We start from the raw sequence: 19470 nt of genomic DNA, 5'->3' as shown, positions 1-19470 counted from the left end.
TGGTGGTATGCGGCGGCACGCTTTTGCTTCACCATCCATGCACACCGGATGCAGTGCTGGGCCTTTCCAGCCATCCACGAATCATGAGCCCCGCCCTTGATGCCTCCTGCCGAATCCGCGCACGTCACTGCCCTGTCCCGTTGCGCGCGCGAACCGATCCACACCCCCGGCGCGATCCAGCCCTACGGTGTGCTTCTGGTCGTTGAACCGCAGTCCCTGCAGGTACGCGAGCGCGCCATCAGCCACCCCGGGCTGCTGAAACAGTTCGGCGAACCGTTGATGAAGCACGTCAGTGAGGTGCTGGGCGGCGTGCTGGCACCGTTCCAAGGCGCGTTGCAACAGGCGACGGTGGGCAGCAGCGCGCATGTCGGTGCCGTGCACCTGGATGGGCACGGCCGCCATCAGCTGCTGGTGCACCGCTCCGCCACGGACCTTCTGGTCGAGCTGGAGGCACCGGTTCCCGGCCAGCCCGGCTCGCTGGAAGAACTGTATCCAGCCATCCGCGAGCTGATGACCGGCATTGAATCGGCAGCGACGGTGGAAGACCTGTGCAGGCTTGCGGCCGCGCACATGCGGCGGCTCACCGGCTTTGACCGCACCCTGGTCTATCAGTTCGATGCCGGCTGGAATGGCATCGTGGTGGCCGAAGATGGCAATGGCCTGTTGCCATCCTACCTCGACCTGCGCTTCCCGGAGTCGGACATTCCCGCACAGGCCCGCGAACTCTACCGCCGGAACCGGGTGCGCCTGATCGCGGACAACAACTACACCCCTGCCCCGCTGATGCGGGCCGAAGACCACCGCGAGGCGCCACCGACCGACCTGAGCCTGGCTGTGCTGCGCAGCGTGTCCCCCGTGCATCTTCAGTACATGCGCAACATGGGGACCGGGGCGTCGATGTCGGTGTCACTTGTACATGAGGGGCGGTTGTGGGGCCTGATGTCCTGCCATACCGTGCAGCCACGCCGCCTGCCCTACCACGTGCGTACCGCCTGCGAGTTCATGGGCCAGATCCTGTCGCTGCAGATCGCGCTGAAGGAGCGCGCCCGTGCAATCGAAGAGCGCGTGGCCCGGCGTTCGGTGCTGGTCAAGCTCTTGGCACGCATGGCCGGTGATGAGGACTTCATGGCTGCACTGCGCCACGACGAGGCCAGCCTGCTGTCGCTGACCGGCGCGACCGGTGCGGCCATCGTGCACAAGGGCGACTGCATGCGCGTGGGTGAGTGCCCACCGGCCAGCGACGTGCTGGCCCTGGCCGATTGGCTGGCTACCCGGCAGGCCGGGCAGGAAACCTACTGCACCGACCACCTTGCCGCCCACTGGTCGCCTGCCGCACACCTGGCCGATGTAGCCAGCGGCCTGCTGGCAGTGTCCATTTCGCAGCTGCATGACAGCTACCTGATGTGGTTCCGGCCGGAGGTGGTGCGAACCGTGCGCTGGGGGGGAGACCCCCGCAAGACCGCAGCGCCCGGCGTGGCACTGTCGCCGCGGAGCTCCTTCGATGCCTGGAAAGAGACCGTGCGGCAGCGCAGCCTGCCGTGGAATGATGCTGATTGCGATGCGGCGCACGAGATGCGCACGGCCATCGTCGATATCGTGCTGCGCAAGGCCGAGGAGATGGCGGAGCTGAACGAGCAGCTCCTGCGCAGCAACAAGGAACTGGAGGCCTTTTCCTATTCGGTCAGCCACGACCTGCGCGCCCCCTTCCGCCACATCGTGGGCTACTCGGAGCTGCTTGGCAGCTCGGCGGGCGAACGCCTCAACGAGACCGAGCGCCGCTTCCTGGATACGATCGTCGATTCGGCAAAGTCCGCCGGCACACTGGTGGACGACCTGCTCAGCTTCTCGCAGATGGGACGCTCCACGCTGGGGCGGGTGCGGCTGGACATGGCTGCGCTGGCCGAGGACGTGCGCCGGAGCCTGGCGCTGGATTACGCCGGCCGCGACGTGCAGTGGACGCTCGCGCCGCTGCCGGAGGTGGAAGCCGACCCGACGATGCTTCGCCTGGTCTGGCAGAACCTGCTGGGCAACGCGATCAAGTTCACCCGCGAGCGCGAGCACGCGATGATCGAGATTGGGCACGACCGCAGCGACGACGAAGATCACTTCTTCGTGCGCGACAACGGCTGCGGCTTCGACATGCGTTACGTCGACAAGCTGTTCGGCGTGTTCCAGCGCCTGCATCACGTCGAAGAGTTCGAAGGCACCGGCATCGGTCTGGCCAACGTACGCCGCATCATCGGCCGCCATGGCGGCCGTACCTGGGCCGAGGGCGAGCCCGGCAAGGGCGCCACCATTCACTTCACCCTACCCCGCTCCACAGGAGAACACCCATGAGGGACCTGCGGCCGATCCTCCTGGTGGAGGACAGCCCCAAGGATGCAGAGCTGACGATGGCCGCGCTTGCGCGCTGCCAGCTGCTCAACGATGTCATCCATGTACGCGACGGCGCCGAAGCGCTGGACTACCTGCGCTGCGAAGGCAAGTTTGCCGGCGCCATGCACGGCGGTCCGGTGGTGGTGCTGCTGGACCTCAAGCTGCCCAAGGTCAATGGCCTTGAAGTACTGGAACAGGTACGTGGCGATGCGAATCTGAGCAGCACGCCGGTGGTGATGCTGACCTCCTCGCGCGAAGAGCAGGACCTGGTGCGCAGTTACGAACTGGGCGTCAACGCATTCGTGGTCAAGCCGGTCGACTTCAAGGAATTCTTCGACGCAATCCAGGGCCTGGGAATGTTCTGGGGCATCACCAACCAGCCGCCACCGCATCGGCCCAACGGCTCGGGGCAGCGCAATGCGTGATGGATCGCGCCGCAGCAAGCGCCTGCGCATCCTCATGCTGGAGGACAGCGCGCTTGATGCGGAGCTGATCAGCGCCCAGCTGCAGCGTGCCGGCCTCGATTTCGAGGCCGAGCGCCTGTGGACCCGCAACGCGTTCATCGAGGCCATCGAAAACCGCCCGTTCGACGTGATCCTCGCCGATCATGTCCTGCCAGGCTTCGATGGTGACGCAGCACTTGCCCTGGCGCGCGAGCGCGTGCCGCAGACGCCTTTCATCTTTGTTTCCGGCACCCTGACCGAGGAACTGGCGGTACAGGCCCTCACGCGCGGTGCCCGCGACTATGTGGTGAAGCAACGCCTGCAACGCTTGCCCGATGCGATCCGCCGCGCCCGCCAGGAGGCGCAGGAGCGTACCCAGCTGGCCAATGCGCAGGCCGCGCTGAACGAAAGCCAGGCCCAGCTGCAGAAGGTGACCGATGCCGTCCCGGCGCTGATCGCCCAGTTGGACAAGGACCATCGCTACCGGTTTGCCAACAAGGCGTTCCTGGACTGGCATGGATTCAGCCTTGCAGAACTGCTGGGTCGGCCGGCTCGGGATGTCAGCGGCATTTCCGCCTTCGAGCACGCCCTGCCCAGCTTGGAACGGGTACTGCAGGGCGAGCGCACCCGCTTCCAGGTCGAACTGATCCATCGCAGCGGCGAATCACGATTCGTGCAGATGGACTGCGTGCCTGAGCATGCCGCCGATGGCAGCGTGGCCGGGTATATCTGCCTGGGCAGCGACGTCTCGCTGCTGAAACAGGCCGAGCTGGCCCTGCGCGAAGACAACCAGCTGCTCGAGCAGCAGGTACAGGCACGCACGGCCGAGTTGCGCGCCAGCAAGCGGCGCCTGCAGGCGATCTTCGAATCCAGCTTCCAGCACCAGGTGCTGCTGGATCTGTCCGGACGCGTGGTCGATGCCAATGACGCGTCACTGGCCGCGGTGCTGGCAGACAAGAAGGAGGTCGTTGGCCAACGCTTCGCCGAATCGGTCTGGTTCGGCACCACCGAGGGCATCGGCGCGCTGATCGATCGGGCCGTGGCCGCAGCCGTACAGGGCCGCAGTTCACTGCATGCGCTGGAGCTGGAACTCCCGACCGGGCGGCGCAGCTTTGATTTCTCGTTCCGTCCACTGCTCGATACGGAGGGCGTGGTCACCGCTGTGGTCTCCGAGGCCGTGGAAACCACCGCGCGCGTGCACGCTGAGCATGCCCTGCGCCAGTCGCAGAAAATCGAGGCGGTCGGCCAGCTCACCGGCGGCATCGCACATGATTTCAACAACATCCTGACGATCATCTCAGGCAACGTCGAGCACGCCATGCTGCTCAGCGAGCGCGCGGGCGAACCCGGAGCGATGGTGAGCCGTGCGCTGGACAATGCACTGAAGGGTGTCGGCCGTGCCGCCAGCCTGACCCAGCGCCTGCTGGCGTTTGCCCGGCGCCAGCCGCTGCGCAGCCAGGCCGCCAACCTCAACGAGCGCCTGCTGGACATGCACGACATGCTGCAGCGTGCGCTGGGTGAGCTGGTGCAGTTGGAGATCCGCAGCGCCGAGGACATCTGGTGCGTCGAGATCGACGTCAGCCAGCTGGAGGCCTCCGTACTGAACCTGGCGGTGAATGCCCGCGATGCGATGCCGCACGGCGGCAGGCTGGTGATCGAGGTCGACAACAGCCACCTCGACCACGACTACGCCGCACTGTTCCCGGATGCGACGCCGGGCGAGTACGTGATGCTGCGGGTGCGTGACAACGGCCACGGCATGGACGCGGCGACGCTTGCCCGGGTCTTCGAACCCTTCTTCACTACCAAGCAGGTTGGCCGTGGCACCGGCCTGGGCCTGTCGATGGTGCATGGCTTCGTCAAGCAGTCCGGGGGCCACGTGCTGATCGATTCGGTGGAAGGCGGCGGCACCAGCATCACCATGATGTTCCCGCGCTCACCGCTGGCCCTGCCCTCCGAAGCGCGCACCCCGCAGACCGGCCTGGCGGGCTACTCGCCGCGCGAGGAAACCATCCTGGTGACCGAGGACAACGACGATGTCCGCGCCCACACGGTGGATGCACTGCGGCTGCTGGGCTACCGGGTATTGGAAGCCCACGACGGCCCCTCCGCGCTGCGGCTGCTGGAACGCCCTGATACCAAGGTGGACCTGCTGTTCTCTGACGTGGTGATGCCCGGCATGTCGGGTTGGGAGCTGGTGCGTGAAGTCCGTGAGCGCTGGCCGGAAGTCGCCGTCCTGTTCACGTCGGGCTATCCGCGCGACCACGACCAGGTGGGCAGCCAGGGCCGGGCCGTTGCGCTGCTGCCGAAGCCGTTTACCCGCAGTGACCTGGCGACTGCGGTGCGCACCGCGCTGGAGGCGATGCCACACTGAGATCAGGACACCGGATCGCGCGCGCCAGCAGCGATCCGGTTGATGTCCGCGCATTCCACCGTGCCCGGCGGATGCTCCCTGGCGGCCAAGGCAATCATCGCCTGGCCCAGCGCCAGATTGCTCGTCACCAGCGAAGGCGCAACCGCGCCGGCCAGTTTCATCAATGGCGCACCGCCCCAGTACAGCGGCTTCAGCAGTGCATGACGGGTGCCGGTACCCGGGACCGGACGAACGCCTCCTGGGCGCAGCATCACCGTGCGCACCAGCAGGGCCTGCAATGCCACTTCGGTCTCGCCCTTGACCCTCAGCGGCATCACCCGGCTCTGCGGATCCGCACCCGCACCGGATATATACAGAAAGCGCCCCTCGGGATTCGCCGCCGCCCAGGCGCGTGCGACCGCCAGCGTGATGTCCAGGGTCACGCGTCGATACTCGACCTCTGCCGTGCCGACCGGTGGCGCACCGGCACAGTAGAAGCATGCGTCGAAGCCGGCCAGTTGCTCATGCCGGCCTTGCATTTGCAGAAAATCGGGGACGATCAGTTCGCTGCCGGGCCCGTTCAGGCTGCCCGGCCTGCGGACCAGGGCAGTCAGGTGGGCCACCTGCGGCGAGCGCTGGCAGGCCAGCGCAACACCCTGCCCCACCAGGCCCGCAGCACCGGTCAACAGAATCCTCAACGCACCTTTCCCGGTCATGGTCGCACCCACGCTAGAGTTTCACGAAACGCTGGATCTTCCGCGCCAACCAGCCACTGAACACCAACGGCGCGTCCAGCGCTGACACGCAGATGCAGGGAACACCGGGTGCAGTTACCGGTTGATGCTCCACCTCCTCGTCCAGGTCCGCCACGTCGCCCGGCGCGAACAGCCCCAGCGCGTCGTTGTACGAGCCTCGAAGGATCTGGGTCAGTTCGCTGCGGCCATGGCTGTGCATCGGCAGGCACTTGCCCGGGGCAATCTTCAGCATGATCAGCGAGGGCATCTGCTCAGCCCTGATGCAGTGCACGCCGGGCGCCATCCAGCGCCAGCGCAGGGCACTGAGCGAAGCGCCGAAGTAAGGATGCAACGAGGCGGGCAGATGGTCCGGATCGGCCTCGGGCCGCTCCCTCGGCACCGGGCGCCTGGTTCCGGTGATGGCGCTCGGCGCGTCCGAGGCCAGCTGCATCAGCATGGCCTCGCGCAACTGCTCGCGACGCGTATCGGCCGCGGGCGGTTGGGTCTGCTCCAGCAGAACCGAGCCAATCGCCTCGGCATCGCGCAGGCGCTGGCGGCAGTGGGGGCACTGCTCAAGGTGGGCACCGGCCACGATGCCCAACGGCGCCGGCAGCGCGCCGGCGGCATAGCTCATCAGCGTGGATTCGTGCAGGTGGTGATGCGGATTCACAGCGCACCTCCCACTTTGGCCTGCAGTTGCAGGAACGCACGTCGCAGGTGTGACTTTACCGTTCCAAGCGGCATGCCCAGCGCCTGGGCAATCTCGCTGTGGCTCTTCGCCTCGAAATAGGACATCCGCACCAGCCTCGCCTGCACGGCGGGCAGCTCGTTGATGCGCTGGCGAAGGCGCGCCTGGTCGGCGAACTGCTCGGCGCTGCTGCGCTCGATCATGTCCACGGCCGCGGCGTCTTCCACCGCTGCCTGCACCTGCATCCAGCTGCGCTCTCGACGGATGCGGTCGATATGCAGGTTGCGCGCGATCCGGTACAGCCAGGTACTCAGCGCGCCTTGGGCCGCATCATACTCGGCCGCCCGCAACCACAGGCGCAGCAGGCACTCCTGCGCCATTTCCTCGGCCACGGCGTCGGGTGCCCCCAGGCCACGCAGATACACGCACAGCCGCGGCATGAAGTAGTCATAGATCCGCATGAAACAGTCGCGGTCGCGCAGCCGCGCCACACTGTCCATGTCATCGGCCCAGTTCGTCGGCTCGCTGCTAGGCTGCTGGGAACTGGACACGGTGCGTGCGGTATCGAAGTTGAGGAGGGTGCTGGCAGCGTCAGGGTACATCTGCGTGAGCGGCGGGCAGGTGAAGGTCTGTCCTCTCTACGCGCAGGGGCGGCCATTGGATGCAGCAGGCACTGTGCATCCAAGCAGCCGCGCCCGCCGTATGACCTGAGCCTCCCTACCGGATGAACACCATGCGCACTGCCTGGCTGCTGCTGTGCCTGCCCCATGCCGCGCTGGCGGCGCCCTGGCTGCGCAACGAGGGCGTGGCCACCTCGGCGCAGGGCGACCTTCTCTATCGTGAAGTGCACTGGCGGCGCGGCCCATCGGAGGGTGCCGAGCGCTGGGTGCTCTATCAGTGCCCGGATGGCCGCCCCTTCGCCCGCAAGCATCTACCGGCCAGCGCCCGCCCGCAGGCCCGGGGTTATTCGCTGCAGGACAGCCGTAGCGGGCAAACCGCTGAAGTCGACGCGAGTGGCGAGTCGGTGTCGATCGCCTGGAAAGAAGATGCCGCCAGCGAGCTGCGTCAGCGTCGGCTTGAGCTGGCACCGGATGCGGTGATCGACACGGGCTTCGACGCCGCGGTGCGCCAGCATTGGCCAGCGCTGCTGCGAGGTGAACGCATCAGCCTGCCCTTCCTGGTGCCGGGGCGGCAGCGCTTCTTCCCGGTGCAGGTGCGGCGTACCGGCCCTGTTCGCTGGCAGGGCATCGACGCCCAGGCCATCGAGGTCAGTCTGGACACGTGGTACGGCGGCATCGCGCCGCGCCTGTCGCTGGTCTATGCCAGCGCCGACCGCCGCCTGCTGGAATTCCGCGGAACCAGCAACCTGCGCGATACCCGCGGCACCTACCCACAGGTCACGGTGCGCTTCAGTTCGCCGGTGGCCGAGCGGCCCGCCAGCGAATGGCAGCAGGCCTGGGCGCAACCGCTGGTCGAACGCTGCAGCGTGATGCCCAAGTGAAGCCGGAATTTTCCACAGTCGGCCGCATCCATTGCGCGCACTGCTGCGTAGAGGAAGACACGACACCCGCCGAGATCCGCCATGGCCTCTGTAGCGCCCCTCCCCCGCCGACGCTGGCGCCTGCTGCGCACCCTGAAGCGCTGGGTCGACACCGGCAGCGCTGCAGACCACGCCACTGGCGAGCCCGGACGCATCGACTGGCTGCGCGCCGTACCATTCGCGTTGATGCACCTGGCCTGCATCGCGGTGATCTGGGTAGGCATCTCGTGGACGGCAGTGATCGTCGCCGCAGCCCTCTACGCAGTGCGCATGTTTGCGATCACCGCCTTTTACCACCGCTACTTCTCGCACCGGACGTTCCAGGCATCGCGAACGGTGCAATTCGTGTTCGCGGTGATCGGCGCGTCCAGCGTGCAACGTGGGCCGCTGTGGTGGGCGGCCCACCATCGCCATCACCATCGGCATGCCGACCAACCGCTGGACCCGCACTCGCCGCGCGAAGGCGGCTTCTGGCGCAGCCACATGGGCTGGTTCCTCACCCGCGAGGCATTCGCCACGGATCTATCGCGCGTGCCTGACCTGGCGCGCTTCCCCGAGCTGCGCTGGCTGGACCGCTTTGATACGGCGGTGCCGGTACTGCTGGCTGCCGCGCTGTACGCACTCGGCGCCGGCCTGGAGCGCTGGGCGCCCGGACTGCACACCTCTGGCCCGCAGTTGCTGGTGTGGGGCTTCTTCATTTCCACCGTGGTGCTGTTCCACGCCACCGTCACCATCAACTCGCTGGCCCATCGTTTTGGCCGGCGGCGCTTCGAGACCCGTGACGACAGCCGCAACAACCTCTGGCTGGCGCTGCTTACCTTCGGTGAAGGCTGGCACAACAACCACCATTTCTTCCCTGGGACCGTCCGCCAAGGGTTCCGCTGGTGGGAGATCGACCTGACCTGGTACGGGCTGCGCGCAATGGCGGCCATGGGCCTGGTGAGGGGGCTCAAACCCATCCCCGAGTGGGTACTGGCCAAGGCGAGGTACTGACATGCGCATCGCGATCATCGGCTCCGGCATTGCCGGCCTGGCCAGTGCCTGGTGGCTGGACGGCGAACACGAAGTGACGCTGTTCGAGGCCAACGATTACCTGGGCGGACATACCCACACCCATGACGTGCAGGTGGACGGCACGCGCATGGCGGTGGATACCGGTTTCATCGTCTTCAATCCCCTGCACTACCCACTGCTGACGGCACTGTTCGAAGAACTGGGTGTGGCCTCGCAGCCGACCACCATGAGCTTCTCCATGCACAGCGAGCGAAGTGGCGTCGAGTACAACGCCACTTCGCTGGATGGCCTGTTCTGCCAACGTCGCAATCTGGTTTCGCCACGTTTCTGGGGAATGCTGGCCGACCTGCGCCGGTTCTACCGGGATGCGCCGCTGCTGCTGGCGGAAGACGAAGGCCCGACACTGGGCCAGTACCTGCGCGGCCAGCGCTACGGCACCGCTTTCATCGACGAGCACCTGCTGCCGATGGCTTCGGCACTGTGGTCGTCACCGACCGCCACGGTCATGCAGTTCCCGGCCCGCTACCTGGCCCAGTTCATGGCCAACCACCAGATGCTGCAGATGACCGGGCGCGCACCCTGGCGGGTGGTCAGCGGTGGCTCGGCACGCTATGTCGATGCCCTTCGCGCCCGCTGGCGGGTGCGTGAGCGGCTGGAATGCCCGGTTCACTCGGTCGAACGCATGCCGTGGGGCGCGCGCGTGCACAGCGCGGCCGGCGTGGAGGGGTTCGACGAGGTCATCCTGGCGTGCCACAGCGACCAAGCGCTTGCCCTGCTGCGTGACGCCGATCAGGTCGAACGCGAAGTACTCGGCGCCATCCGCTACCAGCCCAACGAAGCAGTACTGCATACCGATGCATCGTTGCTGCCGCGCAACCGCAAAGCATGGGCTGCATGGAATGCACACGTTCCCAGGGATCCAGGCGCGCCCTGTACGGTCAGCTATTGCATGAACCTCCTGCAGGGCCTGCCCGGTGACACCCCGCTGGTCGTGACCCTCAACCGCAGCGAGGCGATCGATCCGGCCAAGGTGCTACGCAGGCTGCACTATGCCCACCCGGTGCACGATCATGCCGCTATCCGCGCTCAGCAGCGCTGGGCAGAGCTGCAGGGCCGCCGCCACACCTGGTTCGCCGGCGCATACTGGGGCTGGGGCTTCCACGAAGACGGCATCCGCAGCGCCCGCCGCGTGGTGGACGCGATGCGCGAGTGCACCGCGCACCTTGACAGCGTTGCGCCCGGCGAGGTGGCAGCGTGAGTGCCAGCGCACTCTACTTCGGGCAGGTGATGCACCGACGGCATCATCCGCAGCCCCACTCGTTCCGCTATCCGATCGCGCAGCTGCTGCTCGATCTGGACGAGCTGGAGACCGTGTTCGCCGGGCGCTGGCTGTGGTCGGTCAATCGCCGCAACCTGGCCGAGTTCCGCCGCAGCGACTATTTCGGCAATCCCGCACAACCGCTGGCCGATGCGGTGCGCGACCATGCTGCGGCTACCCTGGGCTATCGGCCTGCCGGCCCGGTACGCCTGCTCACCCATCTTCGCTTCGGCGGGTACGTATTCAACCCGGTCAGCTTCTACTACTGCTACCAGTCCGATGGCAGCACCCTGGACTGCATCGTCGCCGAGATCACCAATACGCCCTGGAAGGAACGGCACGCCTATGTGCTGCCAGTCGCCACGGCCACCCACGAAGGCACCTCGCTGCGCTGGCGGTTCGACAAGCGCTTCCATGTCTCACCGTTCATGCCGATGGATTGCCACTACGACTGGCGGTTCAACCGCCCAGATGATGATCTGCGCGTGCACATGCAGGTCTGGCACCAAGGTGTTCGCCAGTTTGATGCCACCCAGGCCATGCAGCGACACGCCCTGGACGGCCGCGGGCTGGCCCGGGTCCTGGCCTGCTATCCCTTGATGACCCTGCAGGTGATGGCCGCCATCCACTGGCACGCGCTGCGGCTGTGGCTGAAACGCAACCCCGTGCATGACCACCCTGCCCTTGCCGAGAAACCGCGATGAACTCGATGACTCCCCTGGTCGCCCTTCCGCGACCCGGCGCCTTGGATGCCTTCCTGCGCCGCCGCCTGCTGCAACAGCTTGCCCCCATGCGCGACGGCCGCCTGTGCGTGCGTGATGCACTCGGCGAAGTCTGGCTGGGCGATGCCCATGGCGAGCTGCAGGTGACCGTCACCATCGATGACCCGGCGTTCTACCGCAAGGTTGCAGCGCAGGGCAGCGTGGGCGCAGGTGAAAGCTACATCCAGGGCGAATGGCACTGCGATGACCTGGTGGCCCTGATCCGGCTGCTGGTGCGCAATCGCGACCTGCTCGACGGCATGGAGCGCGGCCCGGCCCGCGTGGGTGGCTGGCTGCTGCGCGGCTGGAACCGCCTGCGCCGCAACAGCCGTGAAGGCAGCCGCCGCAACATTGCCGCGCACTACGACCTCGGCAACGACTTCTTTGCCCTGTTCCTGTCGCCGGACCTGATGTACTCCTCAGCCCTGTTCGACACAGAAGATGAGTCGCTGGAATCCGCCTCCCGGCGCAAGCTGGACCGCATCTGCCAGCAGCTCCAGCTCAAGCCGGGCGATCGCGTGGTGGAGATCGGCACCGGCTGGGGTGGTTTTGCGCTGCACGCGGCGCAGCACTACGGCTGCCACGTCACCACCACCACCATCTCCGCCGAGCAGCACGCGCTGGCTGCCCAGCGCGTGCAGGCGGCCGGCCTGCAGGACCAGGTCACGCTGCTGATGCAGGACTACCGCGACCTGCAGGGCCAGTTCGACAAGCTGGTGTCGATCGAGATGATCGAAGCCATCGGCGCAGAATACCTGGACACCTACATGGCCACGCTGCAGCGCCTGCTCAAGCCTGATGGCGTTGCCCTGCTGCAGGCCATCACCATCGAGGACCATCGCTACGAGCAGGCCCGGCGCAGCGTAGACTACATCAAGCGCTATGTGTTCCCCGGTAGCTTCATTCCGTCGATCAACGCGATCATGGCCGCCAAAACGCGCTCCAGCGACCTGCAGCTGATCGCCCAGCAGGACTTCGGTCACTCCTACGCGCTGACCCTGCGCACTTGGCGCCAGCGCTTCCTCGCCCGGTTGCCCGACGTGCAGGCGCAGGGCTTCGATACGCGCTTCTGCCGCCTGTGGGAGTTCTACCTGGCCTACTGCGAGGGCGGCTTCCTGGAGCGCTCGATCGGGGTCTCCCATCTGCTGATGGCGCGCCCGGGGCATCGCCCGGGCGCCTCATCGGGCCAAGGCAGCTGAGATGCGCAGGTTCTGGCCCAATCTGCTTGGCAACCAGCTGGTCTGGCTGTGCGCCGTAGCCGGCGCCGGGCGCGGCTGGCAGTGGCCGGCGTTGCTGGCAGCCTCTCTCTACATCGGCAGCCAGCTGCTGACGTCGCCGCAACCACGGCTGGACCTTCGGTTGATGGTGTTGGCACTGGCCTGCGCATGGCTGGTCGATGCCAGCGCCGCCGCCAGCGGCACCGTGCGCTACGCCGCCGCCCCGCTGGGCTGGGTGCCGCCCCCCTGGATCATGGCGCTGTGGGCCGCGTTCGCGATGACGCTGACCACCTCGATGCGCTTCCTGCTGCGCCACCCGGCCTTGCCGGCTCTGTTCGGCCTGCTGTTGGCACCGCTGGCCTATCTCTCCGCAGCGCGCGGTTTCGATGCGGTCCGTTTCGCCACACCCACGTGGCAGGGCCTGCTGGTGTTGGGTGCGGGCTGGAGCATCGCGCTTTCGCTGCTGTGCGTCACCGCTCGTCGCGGCTCTCGCACCACTCCGCCCTCCCTGGCCGGAGCATCGTCATGATCAATCTGCTGTGGGTACTGCTGTATGCCGTGCTGGTGATGAGCTGGGGCTGGGCCTGGCAGCGCCGCCACCAGAACATCGGCGTTGTCGACGTGCTCTGGGCCAAGGGCGTGGGCGCCTCGGCCCTGCTGCTGGCGCTGCTCGGCGATGGCGCGATGTTGCCTCGGGTTGCGTTGGGCCTGCTCGGCGGCCTGTGGGGCAGCCGGTTGGCGCTGCACCTGTGGCGCCGGGTCCGTAGTGAACCCGAAGACGGGCGCTACCGTTATCTGCGCGAACACTGGCAGAGCCACCAGGGCAAGATCTTTGGCTTCTTCATGGCGCAGGCGCTGCTGGTCGTGCTGTTCGCCCTGCCCTTCGTTGCGGTGGCAGCCAATTCCCATGCCGGCCTGACACCGTGGACAGTCGCCGCAGCACTGGCCTGGCTGTTGAGCGTCGGCGGCGAGAGCCTGGCCGACCGCCAGCTCGCACGTTTCCGCGCCGACCCGGCGAACAAGGGCCGCACTTGCCGCGAGGGGCTCTGGCGTTATTCACGCCACCCCAACTACTTCTTCGAGTGGCTGCACTGGTTCACCTATGTGCTGCTCGCCGTCGGTTCCCCCCTGTGGTGGCTGGCGTGGGCCGGGCCGCTGCTGATGTATCTGTTCCTGCGCTATCTCAGCGGCGTCCCCTTCACCGAAAAGCAGGCGTTGCGCAGCCGCGGCGACGACTACCGTGCCTACCAGCGCAGCACGCCGATGTTCTTTCCCTGGTTCCCCCGTTCTTCCAAGGAGCATTCCGCATGAGCGCGATCCCGTCACTGAATCCGGCTGAAGACGCGGAAACCGGGCTGATCGCCTGGGCCGAACGCGGGCTGGTTCCCGATGCGGCGCTGCGTGCCGGCATCCGGCGCCTGTGCGCGCAACGCCTGCACGAGGAATCGGCGGGAGGTATCGAGGCACAGTCCGCACGCTTCAGCCGTCGCATCGCAGAACTGACCGACAGTCCGCTCGCATTGCATACCGACGCGGCCAACCGCCAGCACTACGAAGTTCCCGCGGCATTCTTCCAGGCCTGCCTGGGCAAGCGGCTGAAGTACAGCAGCTGCTACTACCCCACCGGGCGCGAAACGCTGGACCAGGCTGAGGAAGCGATGCTGGAACTGTATGGCCAGCGCGCCGGACTTGCCGATGGCCAGCAGATTCTCGAACTGGGCTGTGGCTGGGGTTCGCTGACCCTGTGGATGGCCGAACGCTATCGGCAGGCCAACATCACTGCGGTGTCCAACTCGCACAGCCAACGCCAGCACATCCTGGCGCAGTGCCAGGCCAGAGGCCTGCACAACGTCGAGGTGCTGACCTGCGACGTCAACCAGCTTGAGCTGCCCACGGCACGCTTCGATCGCTGTGTCTCGGTGGAAATGTTCGAACATGTGCGCAATTACCAGCGACTGCTGGCGCACATCGCGCAGTGGCTGAAGCCCGACGGCGCGCTGTTCGTGCACATCTTCGCCCATCGCACGCTGATGTACCCGTTCGAGACCGAGGGCGGCGACAACTGGATGGGCCGTCATTTCTTCACCGGTGGACTGATGCCGGCCGCCGACACGCTGCTGCATTTCCAGCGCGACCTGCGACTCGATCAGCGCTGGCTGCTGGACGGCACCCACTACCAGCGCACCGCCGACCATTGGCTGGCCAACCAGGATGCGGCCCGCGAGGCGGTGATGCCGGTACTGGTCGCAACCTACGGCCAGGCGGCGGCGAAGATCTGGTGGCAGCGCTGGCGCATGTTCTGGATGGCCTGCGCCGAGCTGTTCGGCTACGACGATGGCCAGCAGTGGCTGGTTGCCCACTATCTGTTCCGTCCCCGTTGAGGTGTGACATGCGCATGCGCTCCCTGCTTCCCCTGCTGGCCTTGAGCCTGTTCGGTTCCGGCTGCAGCTCCAGCGATACCCGTCCCCTGCCCAGCCCGCCCTCGGTGGACGTGCCGCGCTTCATGGGCGACTGGTATGTGATCGCCCACATACCCTCATGGCCGGAGCGCGAGGCCTTCGACGCGGTGGAGAGCTATGCGCTGCGGCCGGACGGGCGCATACAGACGACCTTCACCTATCGCAAGGGCAGTTTCGACGCCCCGCAGAAGTCCATGCACCCGGTTGGACGGGTCGAGAAGAACGGCAATGGCGCGATCTGGGGCATGCAGTTCATCTGGCCGATCCAGGCCGAGTATGTGATTGCCTGGCTGGACGACGACTATGGCCAGACCATCGTCGCACGCAGCAAGCGCGACTATGTCTGGTACATGGCACGTACCCCGCACGTATCGGACAGCGACTACCAGCACGCCGTGCAGCGCATCGCGGCCATGGGCTACGACACCGGCAGGCTCAGGCGCGTGCCGCAGTCGGTGCGATAGATTGCGCTACCGCCCACTACTCGGCTCGCGGGTGACCAGGCACCCCGGCGTGACGCGTCACATTAATGCCCTGTCGAAGGGTGCCGGCAGCCCTGCAACCCAGGCCAGCTGCATCCAGCGAGAGCGCGCCAGGACACTGGGTCCCCGCGGCTTTCAACCCGACGACATGTCCCGCCCATGGATCAGCACTTATCGATGGAGCTCATCCATCGATCTTTAGGAATAGTCGTAAAAACGCAACAAATTCGATGTTCGACGCGACAGCGGCGCCAGAATGGTGGCCACGCCCATGGGCGCTGATCACCTCCCGCGCATGAATGGATTTCCTGCACCGCGCCGGCTTCGCCTGGCGCTCCTGGACGACCATGAAGTCGTCCGTCGCGGCACCGCCCTGCACCTGTCAGGCGATCTCCGGTTCGACATCGTCGCCAGCCATGGTTGCAGCGACGCGCTGATCAACAGTCTGCACCGCATGCCCGTGGATGTGGCCATCATCGATCTCACACTCGCCCGTGGCGACCTGGGCGGCATCGAGCTGGTTACGTTGCTGTGCCGCGAATTCCCGCGCACGTCGATGCTGGCCTTCGCCACGCTCTGCCCCACCACGAATCTCAACAGCCTGATCGATGCCGGACTCAGTGGGTTCGTCAGCAAGGCCGAACCCCTTGCGGCATTGTCCGACGCCATCGTGCGCGTCTTCCAGGGCCTGATCCGGATTCCGCCGGACGTCAGGCTGGCCGGCGATCGTGGCGAGCTCAGCCGCAACGAGCGGGAGGTACTGGAGCTGCTGCTGGAAGGCCTGACCGTATCGGAGATCGCGCTGCGCCGGCACCGCAGCATCAAGACCGTCAGCACACAGAAGGTCGCGGTGCTGCGCAAGCTGGGATTGCGCAGCGATGTGGAGATCTATGCGCTGCGTGAACGGCTGGAGTCGCCGTGAGGCGCCATGCGCCATTGCGTCCGTGCCTGCTGATCCGGGGGTTGCTGGTACTGCTTCTCCTTCCCGCCGCGTCGGCGGAAGATATCCGGTCACCACGCTGGTTGCCGGGCAGCAGCGTGCGGGTCTCCACCGCTCCGTCCCTACGCCCCGTGCCCGCGGCGATGGCCGATCCGTCATCACCGCCGACGCTCGCCCATGGCTACGCCAACCTGGTGGCGCGTCACGCCCAACTCAGCTTCCTGGAACACCCCTATCCGACGACCGCCGCATCAATCCTCGCTGTATGTCATCACGAGGCCGACCTGGTCATGGTGTTTGGCGGCGCGAGACACCAGAAGCTGCCCTGCCCCGACCTCGCCGCGTCCAGCCGCTTCCGGGGTGGCGCCACCCTGCTGGCAGGGCGCGCCGGCGAATGGCTGCCACGGGAGATACGCGAGCTCGACGGCCGGGTGGTGGCCGTCGTTGAAGGCGGGCCCTACGCCGGCTGGCTGCGCGCGCATCATCCTCAGATCCGGCTGCAGCACTTGCCTGATCGGTACGCAGCATTGACGGCAGTTCAATCCGGCCTGGCCGACGTGGCGATTGGCCTGGAATCCACGCTGCGCCCGCTGGTTCGACGCCATTTCAACGGCAGCCTGCGCCTGCAGCCATTCGACAGCGACTTCTCCACCGACCTCTACCTGCTCGTCCGCCAGGAAGACCAGCAGCTGCTTGAACGCATCGGGCAGGCGTTGCGGGAGATCACGCTGGAGGAGCATGCGAGCCTGCTCCACCTGTGGGCAGGCCAGACCCTGCCAGCGGCGGCGGGAAACGCACTGGACTGGATGCAGGCCTCGCCCCCGCGCGGCTGGCTGCTGCTGCCCCCTCTGCTGGTCGCCCTGTTGCTGTGGCCCATGACCCGTCACCTGCGGGTACGCGGCGACCGCCGCAGCGCGCAGGCCATCGGGATGATCAGTCACGAGATGCGCAATTCGGCACAGGCCGTACTGGCCTCGATCGAGCTGCTTGGACAATCGACACTGCCGAAAGGCGAGCGCGATCTGCTCGCCGCTGCCAGCAGCGCCAGCCAATCCCTGCGCGGCCTGTTGAATCGCGCACTGGACTTTTCGCGCCTCGCCAGCGGCGCTTTCAGGCCGCATGCACAAGCCTGTGATGCGACCCGGCTTTGCCGGCAGGCACTGGAGGCCATTCGGCCACAGGCGCAACAGAAAGGCCTGCAACTGCATCTTGATGCCCCGACCGAACCTTCGCCGATCATTCGGGTGGACATTGATGCGCTACGCCAGATTGCCAGCAATCTGCTGGCCAATGCGGTGAAGTTCAGTGATATCGGCGGCATCGAGCTGCGCCTGCGGTTGCTTCCAGCGGCGCGGCCGCAAGAGCTGCTGCTGGAGGTGATCGACAGCGGGATCGGGATCGCGCCCGCACAGGTAGCCGAACTGTTCCAGCCTTTCCATCAAGGCAGCGGTGGGCATCAGCGTGGCGGTAGTGGCCTCGGGCTTTCCATTGCACGCGAGCTGGCACGTGCGATGGGGGGCGATCTGACCGTGCACAGCGTCCTCGGTCGCGGCAGCCGCTTCATCCTGCGCCTGCCGGTATGCGCTGCTGACTCTGCCGAGAGTGTCCGGGACATGCCCGTGGAGGGCACGCCACTGGCCGGGCTGCAACTGCTGCTGGTGGAGGACCACGCACTCAATCGCCACGTCATTGCCGAACAGTTGCGGCGCTGGGGCGCCGAGGTATGTGCCCTGGAAGACGCGGCCAGCGCGCTGGCCGAACAGATACGCCACCCCCGCCCTGCCGCGCTGATCGACATTGGGCTGCGTGGCATCGATGGCTACGCATTGGCACGCGAACTGCGCGCCCGCAGCGGGCATCCGGTCCGCCTGATCGCCTTGTCTGCCCGCAGCGGGCGACGTCACCACGCACGCTGCCGCCGCTCGGGTTTCGACGCGATGCTGGCCAAGCCGCTGCGCGCCGCCGAACTGCTCGCTGCGCTGGGCATTCCGGCGCCGGAGAGCGTGGACGCACTTGAGCAGGTGACTGAAATGGACGCGGCCTACAGCGCCGACATCTGCGATGAACTCGGCAGGATCGAGCGGATTGTCGATCATGCAGACGCATCGGCGCTCGGTCATCACGCGCACCGATTGCAGGGCGCGCTACAGATGCTGGGTCAATGCGAGCACGCCGCCATCGCGGCCGAGCTGGTCGATCTGGCGCAGGACGCCACGCCGGACTGGACCGACGCACGTCGCCTGCTGGGCGTACTGCAGGCCGGACAGGGCGCCCGCGTCGCGGGAACCCTGCCCACCCCCTTGATCACGCGGCCAGACGCTCGACCTGGCGACGGGTCAGGTCATTGAAGCGACCCAGCGACATCAGGTGCTGGTGGATCAGTGCCAGCCAGCCACTGCGGTGCCACTCGACCACGGTTGCTTCCGGCAGCGCGACGAACTTCTCGACGTCCACGACCAGGAAACCGTTGAGGTTGAACTCCCGGCCATCCGGGATACGCACGGTGGCGTTGCGCTCCACCAGCAGGCCGTTGTCGACCAGGGCCTTGGAGAAGGCCTGGGTCTGTTCGTGTTCGCGGGTGTACTGGCCGCAGAATTCCAGGGCCTGCTGCACCATCTCGGTGGCCTTGCCATCAACGAACAGCGGCTGGCCTTCTTCGCCACCCTTGACCACGCGTGGGCTCTCTTCGTCGATGCCCAGCAGGAAATCATTCTCCGCACCGGTGTCGATGAAGATGAAGGGGTGGCGGCGCAGGTAGGCGGGAATATAGGCCTCGTCTTCCCACAGGCCATCCTTGATGAACAGGTTCTGGTCGGACACGCCCACGGCAGCCATCGGAACCGCGCTCGGGCCGGCAAACAGGATCGGGAAGTGGTGCAGGGCCAGCGAGAACTCGCCCAGCACCAGCGGAATGGCATTGTTGCCGGCGGCGAACTCGAGCTTGCCCGGCAGGATGCGCAGATCGGCATGCACATCGGCCTGCAGCGGCACCGGGCGGGTATAGAACAGGGGGGCGCCGCTCGGCGCCGCTTCGGTGGTGGTGTCGCTGGTGGTGGTCATGTTGGGAACCGTTCGATCATGCGCGCCTGCCATCCCGGGCACGCCAGCGGGAACAACCTGAATCCCGCATTATCAACAAGCTCGA

The 19470-nt window shown here is 66.6% G+C and carries 18 protein-coding genes; 14 read left to right on the top strand and 4 right to left on the bottom strand.

The features are described 5' to 3' along the window. The first annotated feature begins 99 nt into the window (after positions 1-99). From ACZ75I_RS09710 to ACZ75I_RS09700, 3 genes are read left to right on the top strand one after another with little or no spacing between them, the layout of a single operon-like run. On the top strand, positions 100-2337 hold the full coding sequence (locus ACZ75I_RS09710) for an ATP-binding protein (protein ID WP_346476163.1): 2238 nt from the start codon (positions 100-102) through the stop codon (positions 2335-2337). Next, entirely contained in the window at positions 2334-2801 is a 468-nt protein-coding gene (locus ACZ75I_RS09705) for a response regulator (RefSeq protein ID WP_049414761.1), read from the top strand. Before ACZ75I_RS09710 ends, ACZ75I_RS09705 begins: the two co-directional genes overlap by 4 nt. After that, complete coding sequence (locus ACZ75I_RS09700) at positions 2794-5193, top strand: response regulator (RefSeq protein WP_472959022.1); 2400 nt, start codon at positions 2794-2796, stop codon at positions 5191-5193. The genes ACZ75I_RS09705 and ACZ75I_RS09700 overlap by 8 nt, the downstream gene beginning before the upstream one ends. A 2-nt stretch (positions 5194-5195) precedes the next feature. Here the strand turns inward: ACZ75I_RS09700 and ACZ75I_RS09695 are convergent, their stop codons facing one another. The 3 genes from ACZ75I_RS09695 to ACZ75I_RS09685 are packed head-to-tail and all read right to left on the bottom strand — an operon-like array spanning position 5196 to position 7196. Beyond that, complete coding sequence (locus ACZ75I_RS09695) at positions 5196-5888, bottom strand: NAD-dependent epimerase/dehydratase family protein (protein WP_346476200.1); 693 nt, start codon at positions 5886-5888, stop codon at positions 5196-5198. A 13-nt stretch (positions 5889-5901) separates the two neighbouring features. Further along, positions 5902-6576 (bottom strand): ChrR family anti-sigma-E factor, encoded by a 675-nt coding sequence (locus tag ACZ75I_RS09690; RefSeq protein WP_472959021.1) that lies wholly within the window; start codon positions 6574-6576, stop codon positions 5902-5904. Next, complete coding sequence (locus tag ACZ75I_RS09685) at positions 6573-7196, bottom strand: sigma-70 family RNA polymerase sigma factor (protein ID WP_049414756.1); 624 nt, start codon at positions 7194-7196, stop codon at positions 6573-6575. The genes ACZ75I_RS09690 and ACZ75I_RS09685 overlap by 4 nt, the downstream gene beginning before the upstream one ends. Before the next feature lie 131 nt (positions 7197-7327). Between ACZ75I_RS09685 and ACZ75I_RS09680 the strand changes: the two genes are divergently transcribed. The 11 genes from ACZ75I_RS09680 (at position 7328) to ACZ75I_RS09630 (ending at position 18673) form a co-directional block, all read left to right on the top strand. Then, complete coding sequence (locus ACZ75I_RS09680) at positions 7328-8095, top strand: hypothetical protein (RefSeq protein WP_031269076.1); 768 nt, start codon at positions 7328-7330, stop codon at positions 8093-8095. Between the two features lie 81 nt (positions 8096-8176). Continuing rightward, the gene (locus ACZ75I_RS09675) at positions 8177-9127 is read left to right on the top strand and encodes an acyl-CoA desaturase (RefSeq protein ID WP_180867933.1); all 951 of its coding nucleotides are present in this window, start codon (positions 8177-8179) and stop codon (positions 9125-9127) included. Between the two features lies 1 nt (position 9128). Continuing rightward, on the top strand, positions 9129-10406 hold the full coding sequence (locus ACZ75I_RS09670) for an NAD(P)/FAD-dependent oxidoreductase (protein ID WP_180867935.1): 1278 nt from the start codon (positions 9129-9131) through the stop codon (positions 10404-10406). Further along, a complete protein-coding gene (locus ACZ75I_RS09665; RefSeq protein WP_472959020.1) occupies positions 10403-11170 on the top strand; it encodes a DUF1365 domain-containing protein in 768 nt (255 codons plus the stop codon). Before ACZ75I_RS09670 ends, ACZ75I_RS09665 begins: the two co-directional genes overlap by 4 nt. Continuing rightward, positions 11167-12426, top strand: coding sequence for a class I SAM-dependent methyltransferase (locus ACZ75I_RS09660; protein WP_472959019.1), 1260 nt, complete (start codon positions 11167-11169; stop codon positions 12424-12426). The genes ACZ75I_RS09665 and ACZ75I_RS09660 overlap by 4 nt, the downstream gene beginning before the upstream one ends. 1 nt (position 12427) lies before the next feature. Further along, a complete protein-coding gene (locus ACZ75I_RS09655) occupies positions 12428-12973 on the top strand; it encodes a DUF2878 domain-containing protein (protein WP_180867940.1) in 546 nt (181 codons plus the stop codon). Then, positions 12970-13755 carry a DUF1295 domain-containing protein gene (locus ACZ75I_RS09650; RefSeq protein ID WP_472959018.1) on the top strand — a complete coding sequence of 262 codons (786 nt, stop codon included), beginning with the start codon at positions 12970-12972 and terminating at the stop codon, positions 13753-13755. Before ACZ75I_RS09655 ends, ACZ75I_RS09650 begins: the two co-directional genes overlap by 4 nt. After that, complete coding sequence (locus ACZ75I_RS09645) at positions 13752-14825, top strand: SAM-dependent methyltransferase (protein ID WP_346476168.1); 1074 nt, start codon at positions 13752-13754, stop codon at positions 14823-14825. The genes ACZ75I_RS09650 and ACZ75I_RS09645 overlap by 4 nt, the downstream gene beginning before the upstream one ends. Positions 14826-14833: 8 nt before the next feature. Next, positions 14834-15367, top strand: a complete 534-nt coding sequence (locus ACZ75I_RS09640) for a lipocalin family protein (protein WP_180867946.1) — start codon at positions 14834-14836, stop codon at positions 15365-15367. Between the two features lie 313 nt (positions 15368-15680). Beyond that, entirely contained in the window at positions 15681-16307 is a 627-nt protein-coding gene (locus ACZ75I_RS09635; RefSeq protein WP_154350754.1) for a response regulator transcription factor, read from the top strand. After that, complete coding sequence (locus ACZ75I_RS09630) at positions 16304-18673, top strand: ATP-binding protein (RefSeq protein ID WP_429000303.1); 2370 nt, start codon at positions 16304-16306, stop codon at positions 18671-18673. Before ACZ75I_RS09635 ends, ACZ75I_RS09630 begins: the two co-directional genes overlap by 4 nt. Here ACZ75I_RS09630 and ACZ75I_RS09625 read toward each other — a convergent pair. Beyond that, positions 18630-19385, bottom strand: coding sequence for a SapC family protein (locus ACZ75I_RS09625; protein WP_053496662.1), 756 nt, complete (start codon positions 19383-19385; stop codon positions 18630-18632). The genes ACZ75I_RS09630 and ACZ75I_RS09625 overlap by 44 nt on opposite strands. Positions 19386-19470: the final 85 nt, after the last annotated feature.

It is taken from the genome of Stenotrophomonas sp. X (assembly GCF_055721025.1).
Note: the sequence above shows the minus strand (reverse complement) of the source record. Positions and strands in the feature narration are given on the sequence as shown.

What these genes read in the sequence shown, in the direction of transcription:
- ACZ75I_RS09710 (WP_346476163.1), top strand. Translation starts at nt 100, where the DNA reads ATGCCTCCTGCCGAATCCGCGCACGTCACTGCCCTGTCCCGTTGCGCG.
- ACZ75I_RS09705 (WP_049414761.1), top strand. Translation starts at nt 2,334, where the DNA reads ATGAGGGACCTGCGGCCGATCCTCCTGGTGGAGGACAGCCCCAAGGAT.
- ACZ75I_RS09700 (WP_472959022.1), top strand. Translation starts at nt 2,794, where the DNA reads ATGCGTGATGGATCGCGCCGCAGCAAGCGCCTGCGCATCCTCATGCTG.
- ACZ75I_RS09695 (WP_346476200.1), bottom strand. Translation starts at nt 5,888, where the DNA reads ATGACCGGGAAAGGTGCGTTGAGGATTCTGTTGACCGGTGCTGCGGGC.
- ACZ75I_RS09685 (WP_049414756.1), bottom strand. Translation starts at nt 7,196, where the DNA reads ATGTACCCTGACGCTGCCAGCACCCTCCTCAACTTCGATACCGCACGC.
- ACZ75I_RS09680 (WP_031269076.1), top strand. Translation starts at nt 7,328, where the DNA reads ATGCGCACTGCCTGGCTGCTGCTGTGCCTGCCCCATGCCGCGCTGGCG.
- ACZ75I_RS09675 (WP_180867933.1), top strand. Translation starts at nt 8,177, where the DNA reads ATGGCCTCTGTAGCGCCCCTCCCCCGCCGACGCTGGCGCCTGCTGCGC.
- ACZ75I_RS09670 (WP_180867935.1), top strand. Translation starts at nt 9,129, where the DNA reads ATGCGCATCGCGATCATCGGCTCCGGCATTGCCGGCCTGGCCAGTGCC.
- ACZ75I_RS09660 (WP_472959019.1), top strand. Translation starts at nt 11,167, where the DNA reads ATGAACTCGATGACTCCCCTGGTCGCCCTTCCGCGACCCGGCGCCTTG.
- ACZ75I_RS09655 (WP_180867940.1), top strand. Translation starts at nt 12,428, where the DNA reads ATGCGCAGGTTCTGGCCCAATCTGCTTGGCAACCAGCTGGTCTGGCTG.
- ACZ75I_RS09650 (WP_472959018.1), top strand. Translation starts at nt 12,970, where the DNA reads ATGATCAATCTGCTGTGGGTACTGCTGTATGCCGTGCTGGTGATGAGC.
- ACZ75I_RS09645 (WP_346476168.1), top strand. Translation starts at nt 13,752, where the DNA reads ATGAGCGCGATCCCGTCACTGAATCCGGCTGAAGACGCGGAAACCGGG.
- ACZ75I_RS09640 (WP_180867946.1), top strand. Translation starts at nt 14,834, where the DNA reads ATGCGCATGCGCTCCCTGCTTCCCCTGCTGGCCTTGAGCCTGTTCGGT.
- ACZ75I_RS09635 (WP_154350754.1), top strand. Translation starts at nt 15,681, where the DNA reads ATGAATGGATTTCCTGCACCGCGCCGGCTTCGCCTGGCGCTCCTGGAC.
- ACZ75I_RS09625 (WP_053496662.1), bottom strand. Translation starts at nt 19,385, where the DNA reads ATGACCACCACCAGCGACACCACCACCGAAGCGGCGCCGAGCGGCGCC.